This window comes from Pseudobdellovibrionaceae bacterium (genome assembly GCA_019637875.1).
Lineage (GTDB): Bacteria > Bdellovibrionota > Bdellovibrionia > Bdellovibrionales > Bdellovibrionaceae > JAHBUW01.
The window spans coordinates 43,598-58,575 of the sequence record JAHBUW010000008.1 but is presented as its reverse complement, the minus strand read 5'-3'; the positions used below and the strand labels follow the sequence as shown (position 1 = coordinate 58,575).

Sequence of the window (14,978 nt, the reverse complement as noted above, 5' to 3'; positions counted from 1 at the left end):
ATTAACCCTCGTTTTTTTGGGCTGGGTCGCGTGGGAGCGCCGCGCTCCGGTCTTTGCGGGTGATTTCGATTTCGGCCGTGATTTTGAATTTATGGTCTTCGGCGAAACGCGAGACCTCTTTCACGACATCCACCTTCCGCAGAATCCCGATGACTTCTTTGGTCACGCGGCTGGTGACTTCTTCTTTGGATTTCGCCGCGCCTTGGACGATCAGATTCAGCACATCTTTCGGAAGCTTGACGTCTTGCAGGTAGGTCCGGATCGCCTCTTCCGAGAGCATGGCGCCGCTGACGCCCGCCGCGAAGACGCGTTTTAAAACATCCGACCACTTGGGATCCTGACGATCGTCTTCAGCCATAAAGCTCACTCACCCGTTTTTGGTAGGCCGCGATCATATTCGGCAAGTTCACGTTCACCAGCGCTTTGGCGATGGGGCCCGGGACGAACATGTTGAAGGTCGCTTCGACCTCGTAATGCGCGCGGCATTTGCCGCCCTCGTCGGTCAATTTCCATTTTCCGCTGGAGGTCTTGAAGATGTCGCCGCCGGCGAACTCCCAGGTGATTTCCGACGACGGAGTTTCGGTCATCCAGAGCGAGTATTTGAAGTTCTTCACGACCTGCACGCTGTACTCGACGAGCTTACGGTTTCCTTCCGTCTTCAGGACTTTGCAGCCCTTCACTTCGGTCAGGAATTGGGGGTAGGACTCATAGTCCGCCACGATCTTGTAGAACTGTTCGGGAGTGCAATTGAAGACTTCGGATGTTTGTGCGCCTGCCATAGAGCGAGAGTCTATCGCGCACTCGGGAGCCTGGCACTGCGGGATGCGTTAGAAAAAGTCGTGTTGAAAACGCGCTAAAAAACCGTGTCGCAGACGCGCTAAAAGATGGCCCCGAAGATCAAGATCAGCGCCATGACGAGCAGGATCGCGAAACGTCCCACGAGCGAAAGGATAAAGCCCAGGGCCGCGCCCGATCCCGAACGCAAGAGCAGTACGAGGTCGCGCCGGCGTCCGTAAAGGTCGCCGATGATGGCGCCAAAGAAGGGGCCCAGGATGAGCCCCAAAAAGCCGAACGGAATCCCGAGGACCCCGCCGATCATGGCGCCCCAGAGGCCCGCCTTGGTGGCGCCGCCGAGCTTCGCCCCCCAGATCCCCGCCAAAAAATCCAGAAGCCAGCTCAAAATAGCCAGCAGAATCAAGCTCACGTGGGCGACCCAGGTGTAGGTGTCAGGACGTAGATATTCATGTGCCGCGACCGCGATGACGATCATGGCGGCCCCCGGAAGTCCCGGCATAAGGGTTCCCACGACGGCGATGAAAAAGCCGAGAATCAAAATGGCCCAAGCCCAGAAGTCCGCATGGGGGAAACTCGAGATATCCATCACGTCACTCGCCTTTCTTTTTGAAGAGGGCTTCCGCCGCGGCCAGAAGATCGGCCTTGGAAGGTCCCGATTTCCCGCCCGTGGTCGAGGGGTCGTAGTAGTCGCAGAAGTTCGCGCGGTCGCGCTCTTTCACGACGTCCGCTTGGGGTTCTTTGCACTCGTTGTAGACTTTCGGGTCATGATGCACGCAGCACTTGCAGGAGTGCAGGTCGGCCCCGCACTGGCTGCATTCATCCTTGCGGCCGACCTGGCCGGGGACGATGTTTTCCTTCCCGCAAGAAAAACACTTCACCGCCGCCAAACTTAGCCCCGGAGGTTTTCAGGTTTGCGGGTCAGGTCGTGATGGGTTTCGACCGTACGGATCGTGCCGGTGAGCGAGCGCATGACGACCGAGTGGGTGGTCGCGCGGCCATTCGCCAGGAATTTCACGCCGTCCAGGAAGGGACCATCGGTCACGCCCGTCGCCGAGAACATCACCGAACCCGTCGCCAGGTCCTCGAGTTTCAGTTTGGCGTCGGGATTTTTCATTCCCATTTTCAAAGCGCGCTGTTTTTCGTCGTCGTTGCGGAACTTAAGACGGCCTTGGAAATCGCCGCCCAAACATTGCATCGCCGCGGCCGAGATCACGCCCTCGGGCGCGCCGCCGATGCCGATCAGAAGATCGATCCCGCTGTTCGGCCACGCGCTCGCGATGGCGGCCGAGACGTCGCCGTCGCCGATCAGCTGGATACGCGCGCCGGTTTTGCGGACTTCCGCGATCAGATCCGCGTGGCGCGGACGATCCAAAATCACGACCGTCATGTCTTCCAGATTTTTGCCGAGCGCTTTCGCGACGGCTTTGATATTTTCGGTCGGGGTCTTGTCGATGTCGATCTGACCTTTGGCGCCCGGTCCGCACGCGATTTTGTCCATGTAGGTGTCGGGGGCGTGCAGGAATTTGCCGCTCTCCGCGACCGCGATGACCGAGATCGAGCCCACGCCGCCGGTCGCGCAGATGGTCGTGCCTTCGAGGGGGTCGAGCGCGATGTCGATTTTGGGGGCGTCTTCGCCTTTGCGGCCGACCTTTTCGCCGATGTAAAGCATGGGCGCTTCGTCGCGTTCACCTTCACCGATGACGACCGTGCCGTCGATACGGACCGAATCAAACGCCCGGCGCATGGCATCGACCGCGGCTTGGTCGGCGGCCTTCTCGTTCCCGCGGCCCATCCAGCGCGCAGAGGCCAGGGCGGCGGCTTCAGTGATCCTTACAAATTCGAGAGCCAGGTTGCGGTCCATGTTTCTTTCTCCATCACGGCCTTCAAATTCGGCGTGGGTTTTTCCGGGCGGCCCTGGGCGTTGATCGCCACGTGCGTGCTGCGGACCTCGGCGGACAGTTTCGGGGGTAAAGAAGCATCCCCTAAATTCCATATTTTGTACTCAAAGACAATGCGGATTCCGTCCCGTTTCGCCTGCATCTCCACCTCGAACGTATCGCCGAATCGCAGAGGGGAAATGTGGCTCACCGCGGTCGAAAGGACGGCGAGGCTCGCGGCCTCTTCAGGGCGCGTGCGAGCGAGAACTTTTTCATGAAACGCCCACGCGACCCGCGTCTCTTCGGCGAAACGCAGATAGTTCGCGTGATGGACGATCTTCATCAGGTCGGTCTCGTAAAAATGGATCTCACGGCGATACTTGAACATTTGACAGTCCTCAGTCGCCCAGAGTCTATTGGGACGATGAAGCCTTGGCAAAAGAATCTGCCTCACTTGCTGACCATGTCGCGGATGGCGTTCGCGATCCCGATCGCCCTCATCATGAATCATCCCGAGCTGTGGGTGCGGGTCGTGGCGGCGGCGCTTTTCGCGCTGGCGTCCTTCACGGACTATCTCGACGGTTACTACGCGCGAAAATGGAATCTGATCTCGGACTGGGGGAAAATCATGGACCCCATCGCCGACAAAATACTGGTGACCACGATCCTTGTGATGTTCATTCCCGTCGGGAAAATTGAAACGTGGATCGTGATCATTCTGGTCGCGCGCGATCTTCTGATCGGTGGAATTCGCTCGGTGGCCGCGGCCGAACAGATGATCATCGCGGCCAATCCCGGCGGCAAATGGAAGACCGCTCTACAGATGGGCGCGATCCCGGCGGTGATGGTCGGAGATCAGTTTTTGGGCATTCCGTTTCAGACGGTGGGCGGCTGGATGCTGTGGCTTTCGACGCTACTTAGTTTGTACTCGGGGGCGCAATACGCTTGGGCGTACGAGCGGGCCAGAGGTCGTTTCGGTAAGTCTGCCAATCGCTAGTTCCGTGAGCATAGCCTAGGGACCAAGCACCGAGCCCGGCGAGGACGACCAAGCTCCACTTTAACACAAGGCGTTTGAAACCGAGGTTTCTGAAATGTCGATTTTGGGGCGTTGACAGAATTCCGCGAAACATGATCTAAGTGTTTCTCACAGTTTCTCGGGGATCAAGTTTTTTGAGTCTTGAGGGATTGAAGTTTCAAGAGCGCGGGAATAGCTCAGTTGATAGAGCGATGCCTTGCCAAGGCATAGGTCGCGGGTTTGAGTCCCGTTTCCCGCTCCACTCTACACAAAAGCCGACCTCTGGTCGGTTTTTTCGTTTTCGGGCTGCGCTTCGCGCGGCCCTTCAACTGCAAACGCTCCCCTGGTTTGTTTCGTTTCTGTTGTGTTCGCCTCTGCTCCGCAGAGGCTGTCGCGTCCTCCGGACGCTCCATTTTTTCTTCGTGTCGCCCTTGCTCCGCAAGGGCTGGTCGCGCCTTCGCGCTCCCATTTTTTTCTCGAAGTGGTTTGGGCTCTGAGGTCGCTTTGCTCCCTCATCGCTTGCTTTGGGGGTGAGGGTGTTTTTATCGTTTGTGAATGAACTTCTTTGTTGTCGGTCTCGGTGGATGTTTGGGGGCTTTGGCGCGGTACTCGAGTGCGCTTCTCGTGGCGCGGTTTTGGGGGCAGGCGTTTCCGCTCGCGACCTTATTGATTAACTTCGTCGCTTGTTTGCTGGCCGGAGTTTTGATGGGGGTGGCCGAGGTGCGGGCCGTTTCGCCGACGCTGGTTCTTTTTCTTGGGATGGGGTTTCTGGGGTCTTATTCGACCTTTTCGACTTTGGCGGTGGAGTCCTTTTCGCTTTTGCAGATGCGGGAGCTGGGACTTCTCGCTTTGAATTTGGGGCTCAGCTTGCTGCTTGGGATTTTGGCCGTGACGCTCGGACGGGCGGCGGTCGTCGGGTTTTGAGGTCGGGGATCGGAGCGCTCGGTTTCAAAAATAAAAAAAGCCGGGAGGTCCCGGCTTTTTTGTTTCTCTTTACTGGATGCGCGGTTTGGCGCGCGGCATGTCTTCGCGGGGATCACCCGTGCGCTTTCTGAGCTCGCGGTTCATTTCACCCAAACGCGCTTCGACGTTTTGGATGTTGGTCGCCAGCGCCGTGAGGGCGCGGTCCAGTGCCGACGTGTAGGACAGGTTCGAACGGTCGATGCCCTTCATCAGGGATTGCGCTTTCATCGAGTGCGCCATCAGTTTTTTCGCGTCGTCACGCATGTTCTCGAGTTTGCGCGTGTCCATCCGGTCGAGGCCACGCAGCGACTGCGTGCCGGTGACGTTGTGGTTGTAGCGCGAACGGATTTCTTCCTCGAGTTTTTCCGCCGACTTCAACTCGTCCAGGGCGATGTGCATGTTTTCGCCGTCGGTGCGTTTGCGGTCGAAGCGTTTTTGCGAGTCGGCTTTTTCACGATCACGGCGAGCTTCGTAGCCGTCCATTTGGGTCAGGTAAGATTGCGCCGAGCTGACTTGTGATTTGAGCTTGGCGGTATCACTGAAATAGACGTCTTTGTCGTTCGTGCGCATCAGAACTTGGTTTCCGAGCGTCACGTACTCGTTCAAAAGACCGCGGACGTAAGTGGCCTTGTCGTTGGACATATTCGAAGGAAGTGTGCGCGACGACGAGCGTGTGGAATAGAGCGAGCTGTCGTTCAGGGAAATTCCCTCTTGCGCGAGGGCGACGGAGATCGCGTTCAGGCGACTGATCTTGCCGTTCATGTCGTCGACTTTTTTCTCGGTCGTTTCTTGCGAGCAGGCGCTCAGCGCGAAGGCGAGCAGAGTCCCCATCATGAACTTCACTGCGGTATTCATGTTCTTCCTTTAAAAGGTTACGCCCCGCGATCGATCCCCGAATGATCCCTGAATCCCTCGCGATGGACAATTTTTGTCTCTGATTCGCGCGGAATTTAACATGTCTTCCATCCTCCGAAAAGACGGGCAGAGAACTCTACAGGTTCGTCGAAAGTTTAGACGGATTCGCCCTGCGCCCGACCGTAGATTTCGTTTTTAAGTGAAAGGGCGTGCCCCATCCGGCGGGCGATCTCGCTCCAGAGCTGGGCCGGAGCTTCGGGAAGGGTTTCAGTCAGAGTCCGTTCGAAGAGCTTCAGCCAGCGGGCCAGCAGTTCCGCGTTGAAGCCCGCATGGAAGTGTTTGGGGACCGGGTTGTAGTGAGTCCACTGATAGGGCTCGCCGCCAAAACGAATCCACCAGAAATGGGTCAGCCGCGAGACATGCTCGGGCCAGTCGTGCACGGAGCGGAAAGGAACGCTCAGTTCCGCATCCTCTTGGACTCGCGAGTAGAAGAGATCCACGACGTTGAAGATGTCGGCGTGGGTGAATTGCTGACCGTTCACGGTCACGAAGGTTTCGGGAAGCGGAGGGTTCATGCTTGACTCCGAAAAGATAAATGTTGCAAATCGGATGCAACAAATAGCACCTTCGTCCTACTGACGCAAATCTCGATTGGAGATGACATGGCTCCCTATCAGATCTTCTTTCCCATCGGTCTTTTGGGAGCGCTTTGGGCGGTGGGCGTGTGGTTCGTGCCGACGGCGGTTCTGGGCTCGCCCGCGATGTTCATCCACGGAAAGCTGATCGCCGGCGTCTTTTTGTGGAGTTACATCGTCGGTTTTTTGATGACGGCGGTCCCCCGGATGACGGGGACCCCGGCCGCGCGGATTTGGGAATATGTCGTGGGCCTTTCAATTACGGCGGTCCTTTTCGTCACGGCGTGGATGCTGGATCCGGTTCCTTTTTATAGCGCCGTGATCGCGCAGGTTTTGTTTCTGGCGGTCTTTGCGGGGCGCCGACTGTGGCTTGCGGTGAAGGTGCCGCCGGTCTTTTTCTCGCACGTGGGGCTGGCGTTCGGACTCGCCTTGGGGGGCGCATTCGCCCACGCCAAGGGCGAAAGCTATTTGGGGCTTCACCTTTATCATGTGGGGACGGTCCTTCTGCTGGTGTTGGGCATCGGGACGCGATTCTTCGCTTTTCTCTCGGGATTGCCTTCGGACTTCGAGACGAACGCTCCCTCGTGGGCGCGTCGTGGCTTTCATGCGCTTGGAGCGTTGACCGCGCTGCTGTTGATTTGTGCGGGCTGGGGCTTTGCGAGCGCCTATTTGGGACTAGCGGTTGTGGGGCTGGTTTACCTTTTCGGTATCTGGCGCATCCAACGTCCCGCCACGCGCCCGTCGGCGCTGAAGTGGGCGATGCGGGTCGTGGCGGCGGTCATCCCGCTGACGTTTTTTCTCGCGTGGTCCTGGCCGGAGTTGGCGCTCGCATGGCTGCATCTGCTTTTCATTGCGGGCTTTGCTTTGATCACTTTGGCCGTATCGACCCGCGTGACCCTTGCGCACGGGTCCTATCCGACCGAGATCGAAACGCGCGCGCCGGCCCTTTGGGGGATGTTTGTGCTTCTGGCTTTCAGCGCGCTGATGCGGGTAGGGTACGGCCTTGTGGATCCGCCCTTCAAAACGATGTTTCTGCACGGCGGGGGAGTGTTGTGGTTCCTCGCGCTCGGTTCGTGGAGCGTTTCGTTTTTGCCGAAAATTTTTATTCCCGGACCTCAACAAAAACCCTCTTGTTAAACGAGCGAAACCGCATAAGGAGGCGATCATGCGGCTGACCGACCATACCGACTATTCGCTGCGTGTTTTGATGTACCTGAACCAACGCGCGAAGCAGACCACGCTGAATGAAATTTCGGCGGCGCTCGGAATATCTAAAAACAATTTGATCCAGATTTCGCGGCGGCTGGCGCACGCGGGTTTCATCGAAACCAGTCGCGGTCGTCGTGGGGGGCTTTCGCTGCCGCCGTCGACCGGTGCACTGACGCTCAAAGAGATTATCTTAAAGACCGAAGAGTCTTTCGAGATGGCCGACTGTTTTACGGAGGGTCATAAGGACTGCAGTTTCTTGCGGGGATGCTTGCTCAGACGACGTCTGAACGATGCGTTGAAAGCCTTTTTGGAAAGCCTGGGCGCGACCACGCTGAACGAGGTCACGCCCGGCCGAAGATTCCTGGAGATCAGCCGTCCCGCGGGTCAGTGACCGCGCGGGGACGGGTAGTCTTCGTGGGAAAGATCGACTTCGGTTTTCAGCGAGTGCCCGGTTTTAAGACCGATCACGAACCAGCCGAGCGCGAGCGTCCCGATCGCGAAGATGGTATCGCCGATCACACGTAGCCAGCGAATCGTGTCGAAAAGCGGTTGTTGCATGAACTCCGCGGAACGCGCGTACCACAGGCCATGCTCCACGCTCGCCACCGTTTGGAAAAGTCCCAACGGCAGTAAGCTTAAAAGCGCCATCAGCAGCAGTCCGATGTTGATGCTCCAGAACGCGAAAGAGATGACGCCGTCTTTCCACTGATTGCGCGCGGCGAGTCCCTTGAGCACGAAAAGCATCAAGCCGATTCCCAAAACACCGTAGACGCCGAAGAGCGCGGTGTGGCCGTGCAGCGGTGTCGTGTTCAGACCTTGCATGTAGTAAAGCGCGATGGGCGGGTTGATCAGGAAGCCGAAGATCCCGGCGCCCAAAAAGTTCCAGAACGCGACCGCCACGAAACAGTAAATCGGCCATTTGTACGCCCGTAACCACGGCGTCGCCTTGCCGAGCTTCAGGTTGTGGTAGGCCTCGAACCCGATCAAAATCAGCGGCACGCATTCCAGCGCGCTGAACGAAGCGCCGATCGCGATCACCGCGGTGGGAGTCCCCGTGAAGTAGAGGTGGTGGAACGTGCCAAGAATTCCGCCGAACAAAAAGATCACCGTCGAAAACAGCACGGTTCCGGTCGCGATCTTCGGATGGATCAGGCCCATACGCACAAAAAGAAACGCGATGACGACCGTCGCGAAGACTTCGAAGAAGCCCTCGACCCAAAGGTGGACAACCCACCAGCGCCAGTACTCCGCGATGGCGAGATTCGTGTGCTGTCCCCACATGAGGCCCGCGCCGTAAAACAGGGCGATCGCACCACAGGAAATCAAGAAGAGCGCCAGCAGATGACGCTGCTCTTTCACCTTTTTAAAGGCGGGAAGGATCGCGCGGACCATCAGCGTCAGCCACAGGAAGAGTCCCACGAAAAGGAAGATCTGCCAGAAGCGGCCCAGATCCACGTACTCGTAGCCTTGATGTCCGAACCAGAAGTTCACCTCAAAGCCCAGGCGTTGCTGCACGGCCATCCACTGACCCACCATCGAGCCCACGACGATGACCAAAAGTGCGAGGAACAAAAAGTTCACGCCCGCGCGTTGAAAGCGCGGCTCGTGGCCTGAAACCGCGGGGGCGATGAAAAGTCCCGTCGCGAGCCATGAGGTCGCGATCCAGAAGATGCCGAGTTGGACGTGCCAAGTACGGGTGACCGAGTAAGGGAAAATCTCGGCGAGCGGAATCCCGTAGAAAGCGGTGCCCTCCACGCCGTAGTGGGCCGTGACCGCACCCAGCAGAACCTGCACGACCATGAGCGCCGTGACGACCCAGAAGTATTTAACCGTCGCCCGCATCGACGGCGTCGGCGAGAGCCCCAACAGCGGATCTTTTTCGGGAAGGCTTGAGGATTCGGGCGGCTCTTCGCGGTTCGTGGCGTAGTAGAAAGCCAAAAGACCAACGCCAAAAAGCAGGATGATGACGCTAAATCCCGTCCACAAATGCAGCGAACCGCTCGGCACGTTGCCGATCAATTGATCCGGCGGCCAATTGTTCGTGTAGGTGACTTTTTCGCCGGGACGTTCGGTGATCGCGGCCCAAGAGGCCCAGAAGAAAAACGCGTTCATCCAACGCATCCGTTCGGCATCGCGAATCGTGTGCGCGGGGATCGCGTAAGCTTCCCGCAAGTCCGCGAGCGCGGGGTCATCCATGAACAGACCGCGGTAGTGATCGCCATTACCGGCGATCGCCGCCGCTCGCGTCGGTGAAACCGTGAGGATCGCGCCCTCGGCCACGTAAGTATTGGTCCGCATCTCTTTTTTGAGACGCATTTCCAAAACAGCTTTCGCTTCAGGGGGGAGGTCCGCGTAACTTGTTTGGTGTTCCGCGCGCGCCCACTGCTCTAAGATGTGCAGGGCTTCGCGATGAAGCCAGTCGGCGCTCCAGTCCGGCGCGACGTAAGCGCCGTGTCCCCAGATCGAGCCGACCTGTTGGCCCCCGATGGACTGCCAAACGTTCTGGCCATTGCGGATGTCGTCGCCGGTGAAGATCACTTCACCTTGGGTGGTGACGATCCGATCAGGGATGGGTGGGGCTTGGCGGTAGATCTCATACCCATAAAAAAGAAGGACGGCGAACGAAAGGCCGACCACTAGAGCAAAGCCGACCCATAGCCTACGAAAACTCATTTGAACCTCGAGATGTGAAATCGTTGATGCGTGTTCTCATCGGACGAGAACAGCCTTCGGGAATTCGAGTTCTATGTCAATTGTCAATAATGCGGGGGTTTCTCGTGGCCGGGGCGAACGAACGCGTCCACCGTGCCCAAATCGCGAAGTCGCTTGATGATCGCATCGAATTTGGCAGTCAGACTGCCAATTTCATCCTGCTGTTGCGTCACGCTCTGATTAAGAGATTCTAAGAGTTGCTCTTGATGCGCGACTTTGGATTCGAGTTCGACGATCAGTCGGCTGAGCTCAAGGACTTTATCTTCCATAGCCGAGGTATAGCGAGACTCCCGCGAGCGAAGCCAGCGGGAGTTCGCGTCTCTGCAGAATCTTCAGGCACATCAGCCCTGCGGCTGTGCTGGTCTACTGGAACATCAGCCTTGCTGCTGTGCTGGTCTATTGCAACATCAGCCCTGCTGCTGTTGGTTCATCCCGGGGGCGTCTTCGACGGTGGCGCGGGGGCTTTCGGCGATGCCGCTGCGGACGTCGCCTTCGTCATGCTCCACCGAACGTTTGTCGTCGGCTTGCAGGTCCGGCACCGAATGATCGGGATTGGACTGCGGCGGCGGCGGTGTGCCCGTGGTCTTCTGCGGTTTTTCTTGTTCGTCGCCTTGATGTTTCAAGGGGTGCTGGTCGGGTTTGACTTTCGGTTCCATAGGTCCTCCTTGGTTCACGAAGACCCTTCATTGCAAGGCCAGGCCCTCCAGGCTTGTGTCGAAAATCGCGCGATAAAGGGCGAAATGGGACGATTAACGAAGCGTTGCGCTGTCGTCGGTGGAGCGAATGCTTTGAATCCGCGGGGCGGGCGGGGGCGGGCTGCCGATGATGTCTTCCAGGGCGGGCGTCGGCGTTTCGTTTTCGCCCTGTAGTTCCGCGAGAAGTTCCGGATCGAGGCTTTCCGCCTCGATGGTCTCCGGCAGGGCGGTTTGCGGCTCCTCGGTCGCGGTCAAGGTCGGAACCTCGGGCATCCCCGGGCCGATCAGTTGAATCGCTTCATCCACGGGCGCCTCGGCCTCCGGAGTCAGGGGCGAAAGCAGGGTGACGGGTGTCGTGTCCTCTTCAGAAATCAGCGTCATGCGTGCGGCGAGATCATTCCAATTCTCTTCGTCCATCTCGCGGGCGCTGACGGATTCTTGGCCATTTAAGTAGGCGCGTGAGGCCAGAAACTGATTGGCGCTCATCACGTTTTTGATTCCCGAAGCTTCGGTGAACTGACGAATGAAGCGGGCCAGGTTCTCGTTCGGTTCGCGAATCGTGCGCACCGCTTCGAGAAGTTCGCGCAGATAGCTTGTCGTGTACGACAGGCTCAGGTTCTGCGGCTGCTCTTCCAGCTCCAAGAGAAACGCCAGAATTCGGATCAGCGAAGCGTCGTCGCCGGTATAGCGTCGTTCGACTTGAAAGCGCAGACGCAAGATGAACTCGCGTTCCAGATCCCGCTCGAACGCATCCATGGCGCGGTCTTTCAGCGAGACCTCCCAATCCTTCAGGGCGGTCAGTAAATTCGTTTTGTTGTACACGCGCGGCGCGGGCGCGGCATGGCTGAACGACGGAGCCATCGGTCCGGCAAACAGGCTCATGATCAGAATGAAAAGACCCAGTGAACGGCGCATATTAGAACCCGTGAATTTACACGATTTCCCTTGGGAAATCGAAATTCCCGGCACTGTCAAAACATTGTCCAGAGAGGCTTTTCATGCTTTAACCTTCCCATGTCCGCGAAGAAGCCCTGGTCCGCCCTCGTTCACCGCGTCCACCGCGCCCTCAAAGCGCAAGGGGCGGGACCGCGCCGTGTGGGGGTGGCCGTCAGCGGGGGGCGGGACTCGATGCTGCTGCTCGAGGTCTTGTCTGATCTGCGCGAAGCCTTGGGCCTGGAACTGCATGTCCTGCATGCGCACCACGGCCCCACGGACGAACCGGCGCAGGCGGAATTTCGCGAGGCTGCGCGCGCGTTGGTCGAACAAAAAGCGCGCGCCCTGGGTTTGCCGTTTTCCCTTCGAATTTCAAAAACGCCACTCACCAGCGAAGAAGAGTTCCGCGATTTCCGGCGTGAATTTTTCCGTGAAGTCTCCGCTCAAGAAGGGCTCGCCGTGGTTTTTTTGGGACATCACGCCCAGGATCTGCTTGAAACCAGACTGCTTCGCTTGATTCGCGGAACGGGTCGTCAAGGATGGGATGCCATGAGCGAAAGTGACCATCCTTTTCTGCCCTGTTCTCGAGAGGAGCTCGCCGAGGAAGCCAATGCGCGGGCTCTTGATTTCGTTGAAGATCCGTCCAATGGGGACTCTCGTTATTTGCGCAATTGGTTGCGTCAAGAGTGGCTGCCTCAGCTCGAGGCGAAGTCCCCGGGCGCACTGCGCAGTTTTGCGCGCTCAATGGAGAATTGGGTCGAGGTCGAGCGCTCGCGAGATGAGCAGTTCCCGCCCGAGGGCCTGTTCTCGACAGCGCAAAGTCTGCATCGTGCGTTCTACCTTCGCCTGAGTGCGTCTGAGCAGAGACGGGCTTGGGCCTACCTGATTCATTCCCTCAAAGGCGCTGATTATTCACGCGGCCAGATCGAAGAAATTCAAAAGCGCCTCGACAATTCCCAAAACGAGTACACATTCAATGTGGCGGGTCTGGCGTTCGCCGTGAAATCTCAAGAGATCCGCGTTTCTCTCGAGGGAAAATAGCGACGCCGTCTTCGTATCGCCTTCATTGATCCTAGACTTCAGTCGAAGCGAAGGGTTTTTGGGAGCATCGAACGGAGGCGTCGACTTTGCCAAAGATTCAAGACGCTTTTCGGGAACAGAGGTTGTTCCCGGTCGCGCGCGGGTTTAAACTGTCAAGAAGCGTGCGATGCTTGCGGTCCTCGCAAGACTTGATACGCAGGGAGGCTTCTGCACATGAAGGCAACTCAAAAAACGATGGTCCTCTGGCTTCTGCTCGTCGTCGTCGCCGTTTTTCTTTTCCAGGCGATCGAGGGCCGCGAAGATAAACTCATTACGGATTTCAATTACTCGAAGTTCGCCGAATCGGTGAAACGCCAAGAGATCGCGTCCGTCACCTTCCGTGAAGACACGGGCGAAATTTTGGGCGAAGTGAAGCCCGATTTCGAGAAAGCCTACGGCGGAAAACATTTCCGCATTATCGGCAACACCGGTGACGAAGGCTACCGTTTGGTCCGCGATGCGGGGCTGACCCCGAATTATGAGCGCGGCAAGTCCTCGGACTTCATGCAAAGTTTCCTCGTGAACTGGCTGCCGCTTCTTCTGGTCGCCGGGATCTTTTTCTATCTGCTGCGCCAAATTCAAGTGGGCGGCGGTAAGGCGATGTCTTTCGGGAAATCACGCGCGCGTCTTTTGACCGAGAACAAAAACAAAGTGATGTTCAAAGATGTCGCCGGCGTCGAAGAAGCGAAAGAAGAGCTCGCAGAGGTCGTCAGCTTTTTGAAAGATCCGAAGAAATTCACCAAACTCGGCGGGCGCATTCCCAAAGGCGTTCTGCTCGTGGGACCTCCCGGAACCGGTAAGACCTTGCTCGCGCGTTCCGTCGCGGGTGAAGCGGGCGTCCCCTTCTTCACGATTTCGGGTTCGGACTTCGTCGAGATGTTCGTCGGTGTCGGTGCGAGCCGCGTGCGCGACCTGTTTGAACAGGGGAAGAAAAACGCTCCCTGCATCATCTTCATCGATGAGATCGACGCCGTGGGACGTCACCGTGGCGCCGGCATGGGCGGTGGTCACGATGAGCGGGAGCAGACGCTCAACCAAATGCTCGTTGAGATGGACGGTTTTGAGTCCAATGATGGCGTGATCCTGATCGCGGCGACGAACCGTCCTGACGTTCTCGATCCGGCGCTGCTGCGTCCCGGTCGTTTCGATCGTCGCGTGGTCGTCAACAAACCCGATCTGGCCGGTCGTCAGCAGATCCTCGAAGTCCACACCCGCAAGACGCCGCTGTCGCCCTCGGTGCAGCTGGATAAAATCGCTCGCGGGACTCCCGGATTCTCGGGCGCGGATCTCGAGAACTTGGTCAACGAAGCGGCGCTCTGCGCGGCGCGGGCCGATAAGAAATATTTGGAAATGTCGGATTTTGAACACGCGAAAGACAAAGTCATGATGGGCTCGGAGCGCCGCTCGATGGTCATCAGTGACGAAGATAAACGTGTGACCGCGTACCACGAAGCGGGGCATACGCTCGTCGGCAAAAAGCTCGTGGGTCTGGACCCCATTCACAAAGTCACGATCATCCCCCGCGGCATGGCGCTCGGGATCACGCAGACTTTGCCCGAAAAGGACTCGCTCAATTTGTCGAAGTCGAAAGCGATCAATATGATCGCCTTCCTGTTCGGCGGTCGCGCCGCGGAAGAGCTCGTCTTCAAAGACATCACCACCGGTGCGGGCAATGATATTGAACGTGCGACCGATATCGCCCGCAAGATGGTCTGCGAGTGGGGGATGAGCGAAAAGCTGGGACCCTTGTCCTATGAAAAAGGCGAAGGTCCGGTTTTCCTGGGCATGGGGAGCGGTCAGAAAAGTCGCGACTACTCCGAAGCGAAGGCACAAGAGATCGACGAAGAGGTCTTTGGTCTGGTGAACGGCGGATACAAAACGGCGCTGAAGATCCTCTCCGATAACCGTGAAGCGCTCGAGGCGCTGACCCAGGCTCTTCTGGAGTTCGAGACCATCGACGGTCACGAGGTCGAGATGTTGGTCAACGGAGCGGGGGTTTCGGAAGTTCGTAAAGTCCGCGGTAACAAAGGTCACGACGGAGGCCTGGGTGCCGCCGCCGCGAGCGAGAACAAGGCCGCGAAGAACACGGGAGACGACCCCGTCGGCGAACCCGGACCGGCTCGCAGCTAGGTCGAGACCTCGTCCGGACCAATCACGAGAAACGAAGCCACGCTAAGACGTGGCTTTTTTCTTTTTGGGAGTTGAGTTA

Annotated in this window: 18 protein-coding genes and 1 tRNA gene; 7 read left to right on the top strand and 12 right to left on the bottom strand. The window is 57.9% G+C overall.

Features of this window, described 5'->3' with window-relative positions; all coding sequences use genetic code 11:
* Position 1: 1 nt before the first annotated feature.
* The 6 genes from KF767_11205 to KF767_11180 form a co-directional block, all read right to left on the bottom strand.
* Positions 2 to 358, bottom strand: a complete 357-nt coding sequence (locus tag KF767_11205) for a hypothetical protein (GenBank protein ID MBX3018450.1) — start codon at positions 356 to 358, stop codon at positions 2 to 4.
* Positions 351 to 779 carry an SRPBCC family protein gene (locus KF767_11200; GenBank protein ID MBX3018449.1) on the bottom strand — a complete coding sequence of 143 codons (429 nt, stop codon included), beginning with the start codon at positions 777 to 779 and terminating at the stop codon, positions 351 to 353. The genes KF767_11205 and KF767_11200 overlap by 8 nt, the downstream gene beginning before the upstream one ends.
* A gap of 98 nt (positions 780 to 877) precedes the next feature.
* The gene (locus tag KF767_11195) at positions 878 to 1,381 is read right to left on the bottom strand and encodes a DUF456 domain-containing protein (GenBank protein MBX3018448.1); all 504 of its coding nucleotides are present in this window, start codon (positions 1,379 to 1,381) and stop codon (positions 878 to 880) included.
* 4 nt (positions 1,382 to 1,385) lie between these two features.
* Entirely contained in the window at positions 1,386 to 1,682 is a 297-nt protein-coding gene (locus KF767_11190) for a hypothetical protein (GenBank protein ID MBX3018447.1), read from the bottom strand.
* Between the two features lie 2 nt (positions 1,683 to 1,684).
* On the bottom strand, positions 1,685 to 2,656 hold the full coding sequence (gene glpX / locus KF767_11185; protein ID MBX3018446.1) for a class II fructose-bisphosphatase: 972 nt from the start codon (positions 2,654 to 2,656) through the stop codon (positions 1,685 to 1,687).
* On the bottom strand, positions 2,626 to 3,060 hold the full coding sequence (locus tag KF767_11180; GenBank protein MBX3018445.1) for an acyl-CoA thioesterase: 435 nt from the start codon (positions 3,058 to 3,060) through the stop codon (positions 2,626 to 2,628). Before KF767_11180 ends, glpX begins: the two co-directional genes overlap by 31 nt.
* A 36-nt stretch (positions 3,061 to 3,096) precedes the next feature.
* Between KF767_11180 and pgsA the strand changes: the two genes are divergently transcribed.
* The 3 genes from pgsA to KF767_11165 all read left to right on the top strand — a co-directional run bounded on the left by pgsA (position 3,097) and on the right by KF767_11165 (position 4,611).
* The gene (gene pgsA, locus KF767_11175; protein MBX3018444.1) at positions 3,097 to 3,669 is read left to right on the top strand and encodes a CDP-diacylglycerol--glycerol-3-phosphate 3-phosphatidyltransferase; all 573 of its coding nucleotides are present in this window, start codon (positions 3,097 to 3,099) and stop codon (positions 3,667 to 3,669) included.
* 204 nt (positions 3,670 to 3,873) lie between these two features.
* Positions 3,874 to 3,949, top strand: a tRNA-Gly gene (locus tag KF767_11170).
* Positions 3,950 to 4,242: 293 nt separating this feature from the next.
* A complete protein-coding gene (locus tag KF767_11165) occupies positions 4,243 to 4,611 on the top strand; it encodes a CrcB family protein (GenBank protein ID MBX3018443.1) in 369 nt (122 codons plus the stop codon).
* A 69-nt stretch (positions 4,612 to 4,680) separates the two neighbouring features.
* On the opposite strand, the gene KF767_11160 is transcribed toward KF767_11165, so the two are convergent.
* Entirely contained in the window at positions 4,681 to 5,505 is an 825-nt protein-coding gene (locus KF767_11160) for a hypothetical protein (GenBank protein ID MBX3018442.1), read from the bottom strand.
* A gap of 155 nt (positions 5,506 to 5,660) precedes the next feature.
* Positions 5,661 to 6,080: a group III truncated hemoglobin gene (locus tag KF767_11155; protein MBX3018441.1), complete on the bottom strand. Its 420-nt coding sequence runs from the start codon at positions 6,078 to 6,080 to the stop codon at positions 5,661 to 5,663.
* An 87-nt stretch (positions 6,081 to 6,167) separates the two neighbouring features.
* Between KF767_11155 and KF767_11150 the strand changes: the two genes are divergently transcribed.
* Together KF767_11150 and KF767_11145 are read left to right on the top strand one after the other, a co-directional pair.
* Positions 6,168 to 7,277 (top strand): NnrS family protein, encoded by a 1,110-nt coding sequence (locus KF767_11150; GenBank protein MBX3018440.1) that lies wholly within the window; start codon positions 6,168 to 6,170, stop codon positions 7,275 to 7,277.
* A gap of 28 nt (positions 7,278 to 7,305) precedes the next feature.
* The gene (locus KF767_11145) at positions 7,306 to 7,740 is read left to right on the top strand and encodes an Rrf2 family transcriptional regulator (GenBank protein ID MBX3018439.1); all 435 of its coding nucleotides are present in this window, start codon (positions 7,306 to 7,308) and stop codon (positions 7,738 to 7,740) included.
* Here KF767_11145 and KF767_11140 read toward each other — a convergent pair.
* The 4 genes from KF767_11140 to KF767_11125 form a co-directional block, all read right to left on the bottom strand.
* On the bottom strand, positions 7,734 to 10,022 hold the full coding sequence (locus tag KF767_11140; GenBank protein MBX3018438.1) for a nitric-oxide reductase large subunit: 2,289 nt from the start codon (positions 10,020 to 10,022) through the stop codon (positions 7,734 to 7,736). The two genes, KF767_11145 and KF767_11140, sit on opposite strands and share 7 nt — an antisense overlap.
* Before the next feature lie 83 nt (positions 10,023 to 10,105).
* The gene (locus KF767_11135; protein MBX3018437.1) at positions 10,106 to 10,330 is read right to left on the bottom strand and encodes a SlyX family protein; all 225 of its coding nucleotides are present in this window, start codon (positions 10,328 to 10,330) and stop codon (positions 10,106 to 10,108) included.
* Positions 10,331 to 10,468: 138 nt separating this feature from the next.
* The gene (locus KF767_11130) at positions 10,469 to 10,717 is read right to left on the bottom strand and encodes a hypothetical protein (protein MBX3018436.1); all 249 of its coding nucleotides are present in this window, start codon (positions 10,715 to 10,717) and stop codon (positions 10,469 to 10,471) included.
* A 93-nt stretch (positions 10,718 to 10,810) separates the two neighbouring features.
* Positions 10,811 to 11,671, bottom strand: coding sequence for a hypothetical protein (locus KF767_11125; GenBank protein MBX3018435.1), 861 nt, complete (start codon positions 11,669 to 11,671; stop codon positions 10,811 to 10,813).
* 99 nt (positions 11,672 to 11,770) lie between these two features.
* Here KF767_11125 and tilS point away from each other — a divergent pair, with 99 nt between their 5' ends.
* On the top strand, positions 11,771 to 12,730 hold the full coding sequence (gene tilS / locus KF767_11120) for a tRNA lysidine(34) synthetase TilS (GenBank protein ID MBX3018434.1): 960 nt from the start codon (positions 11,771 to 11,773) through the stop codon (positions 12,728 to 12,730).
* A 213-nt stretch (positions 12,731 to 12,943) separates the two neighbouring features.
* The gene (ftsH, locus tag KF767_11115; GenBank protein MBX3018433.1) at positions 12,944 to 14,899 is read left to right on the top strand and encodes an ATP-dependent zinc metalloprotease FtsH; all 1,956 of its coding nucleotides are present in this window, start codon (positions 12,944 to 12,946) and stop codon (positions 14,897 to 14,899) included.
* Positions 14,900 to 14,978: the final 79 nt, after the last annotated feature.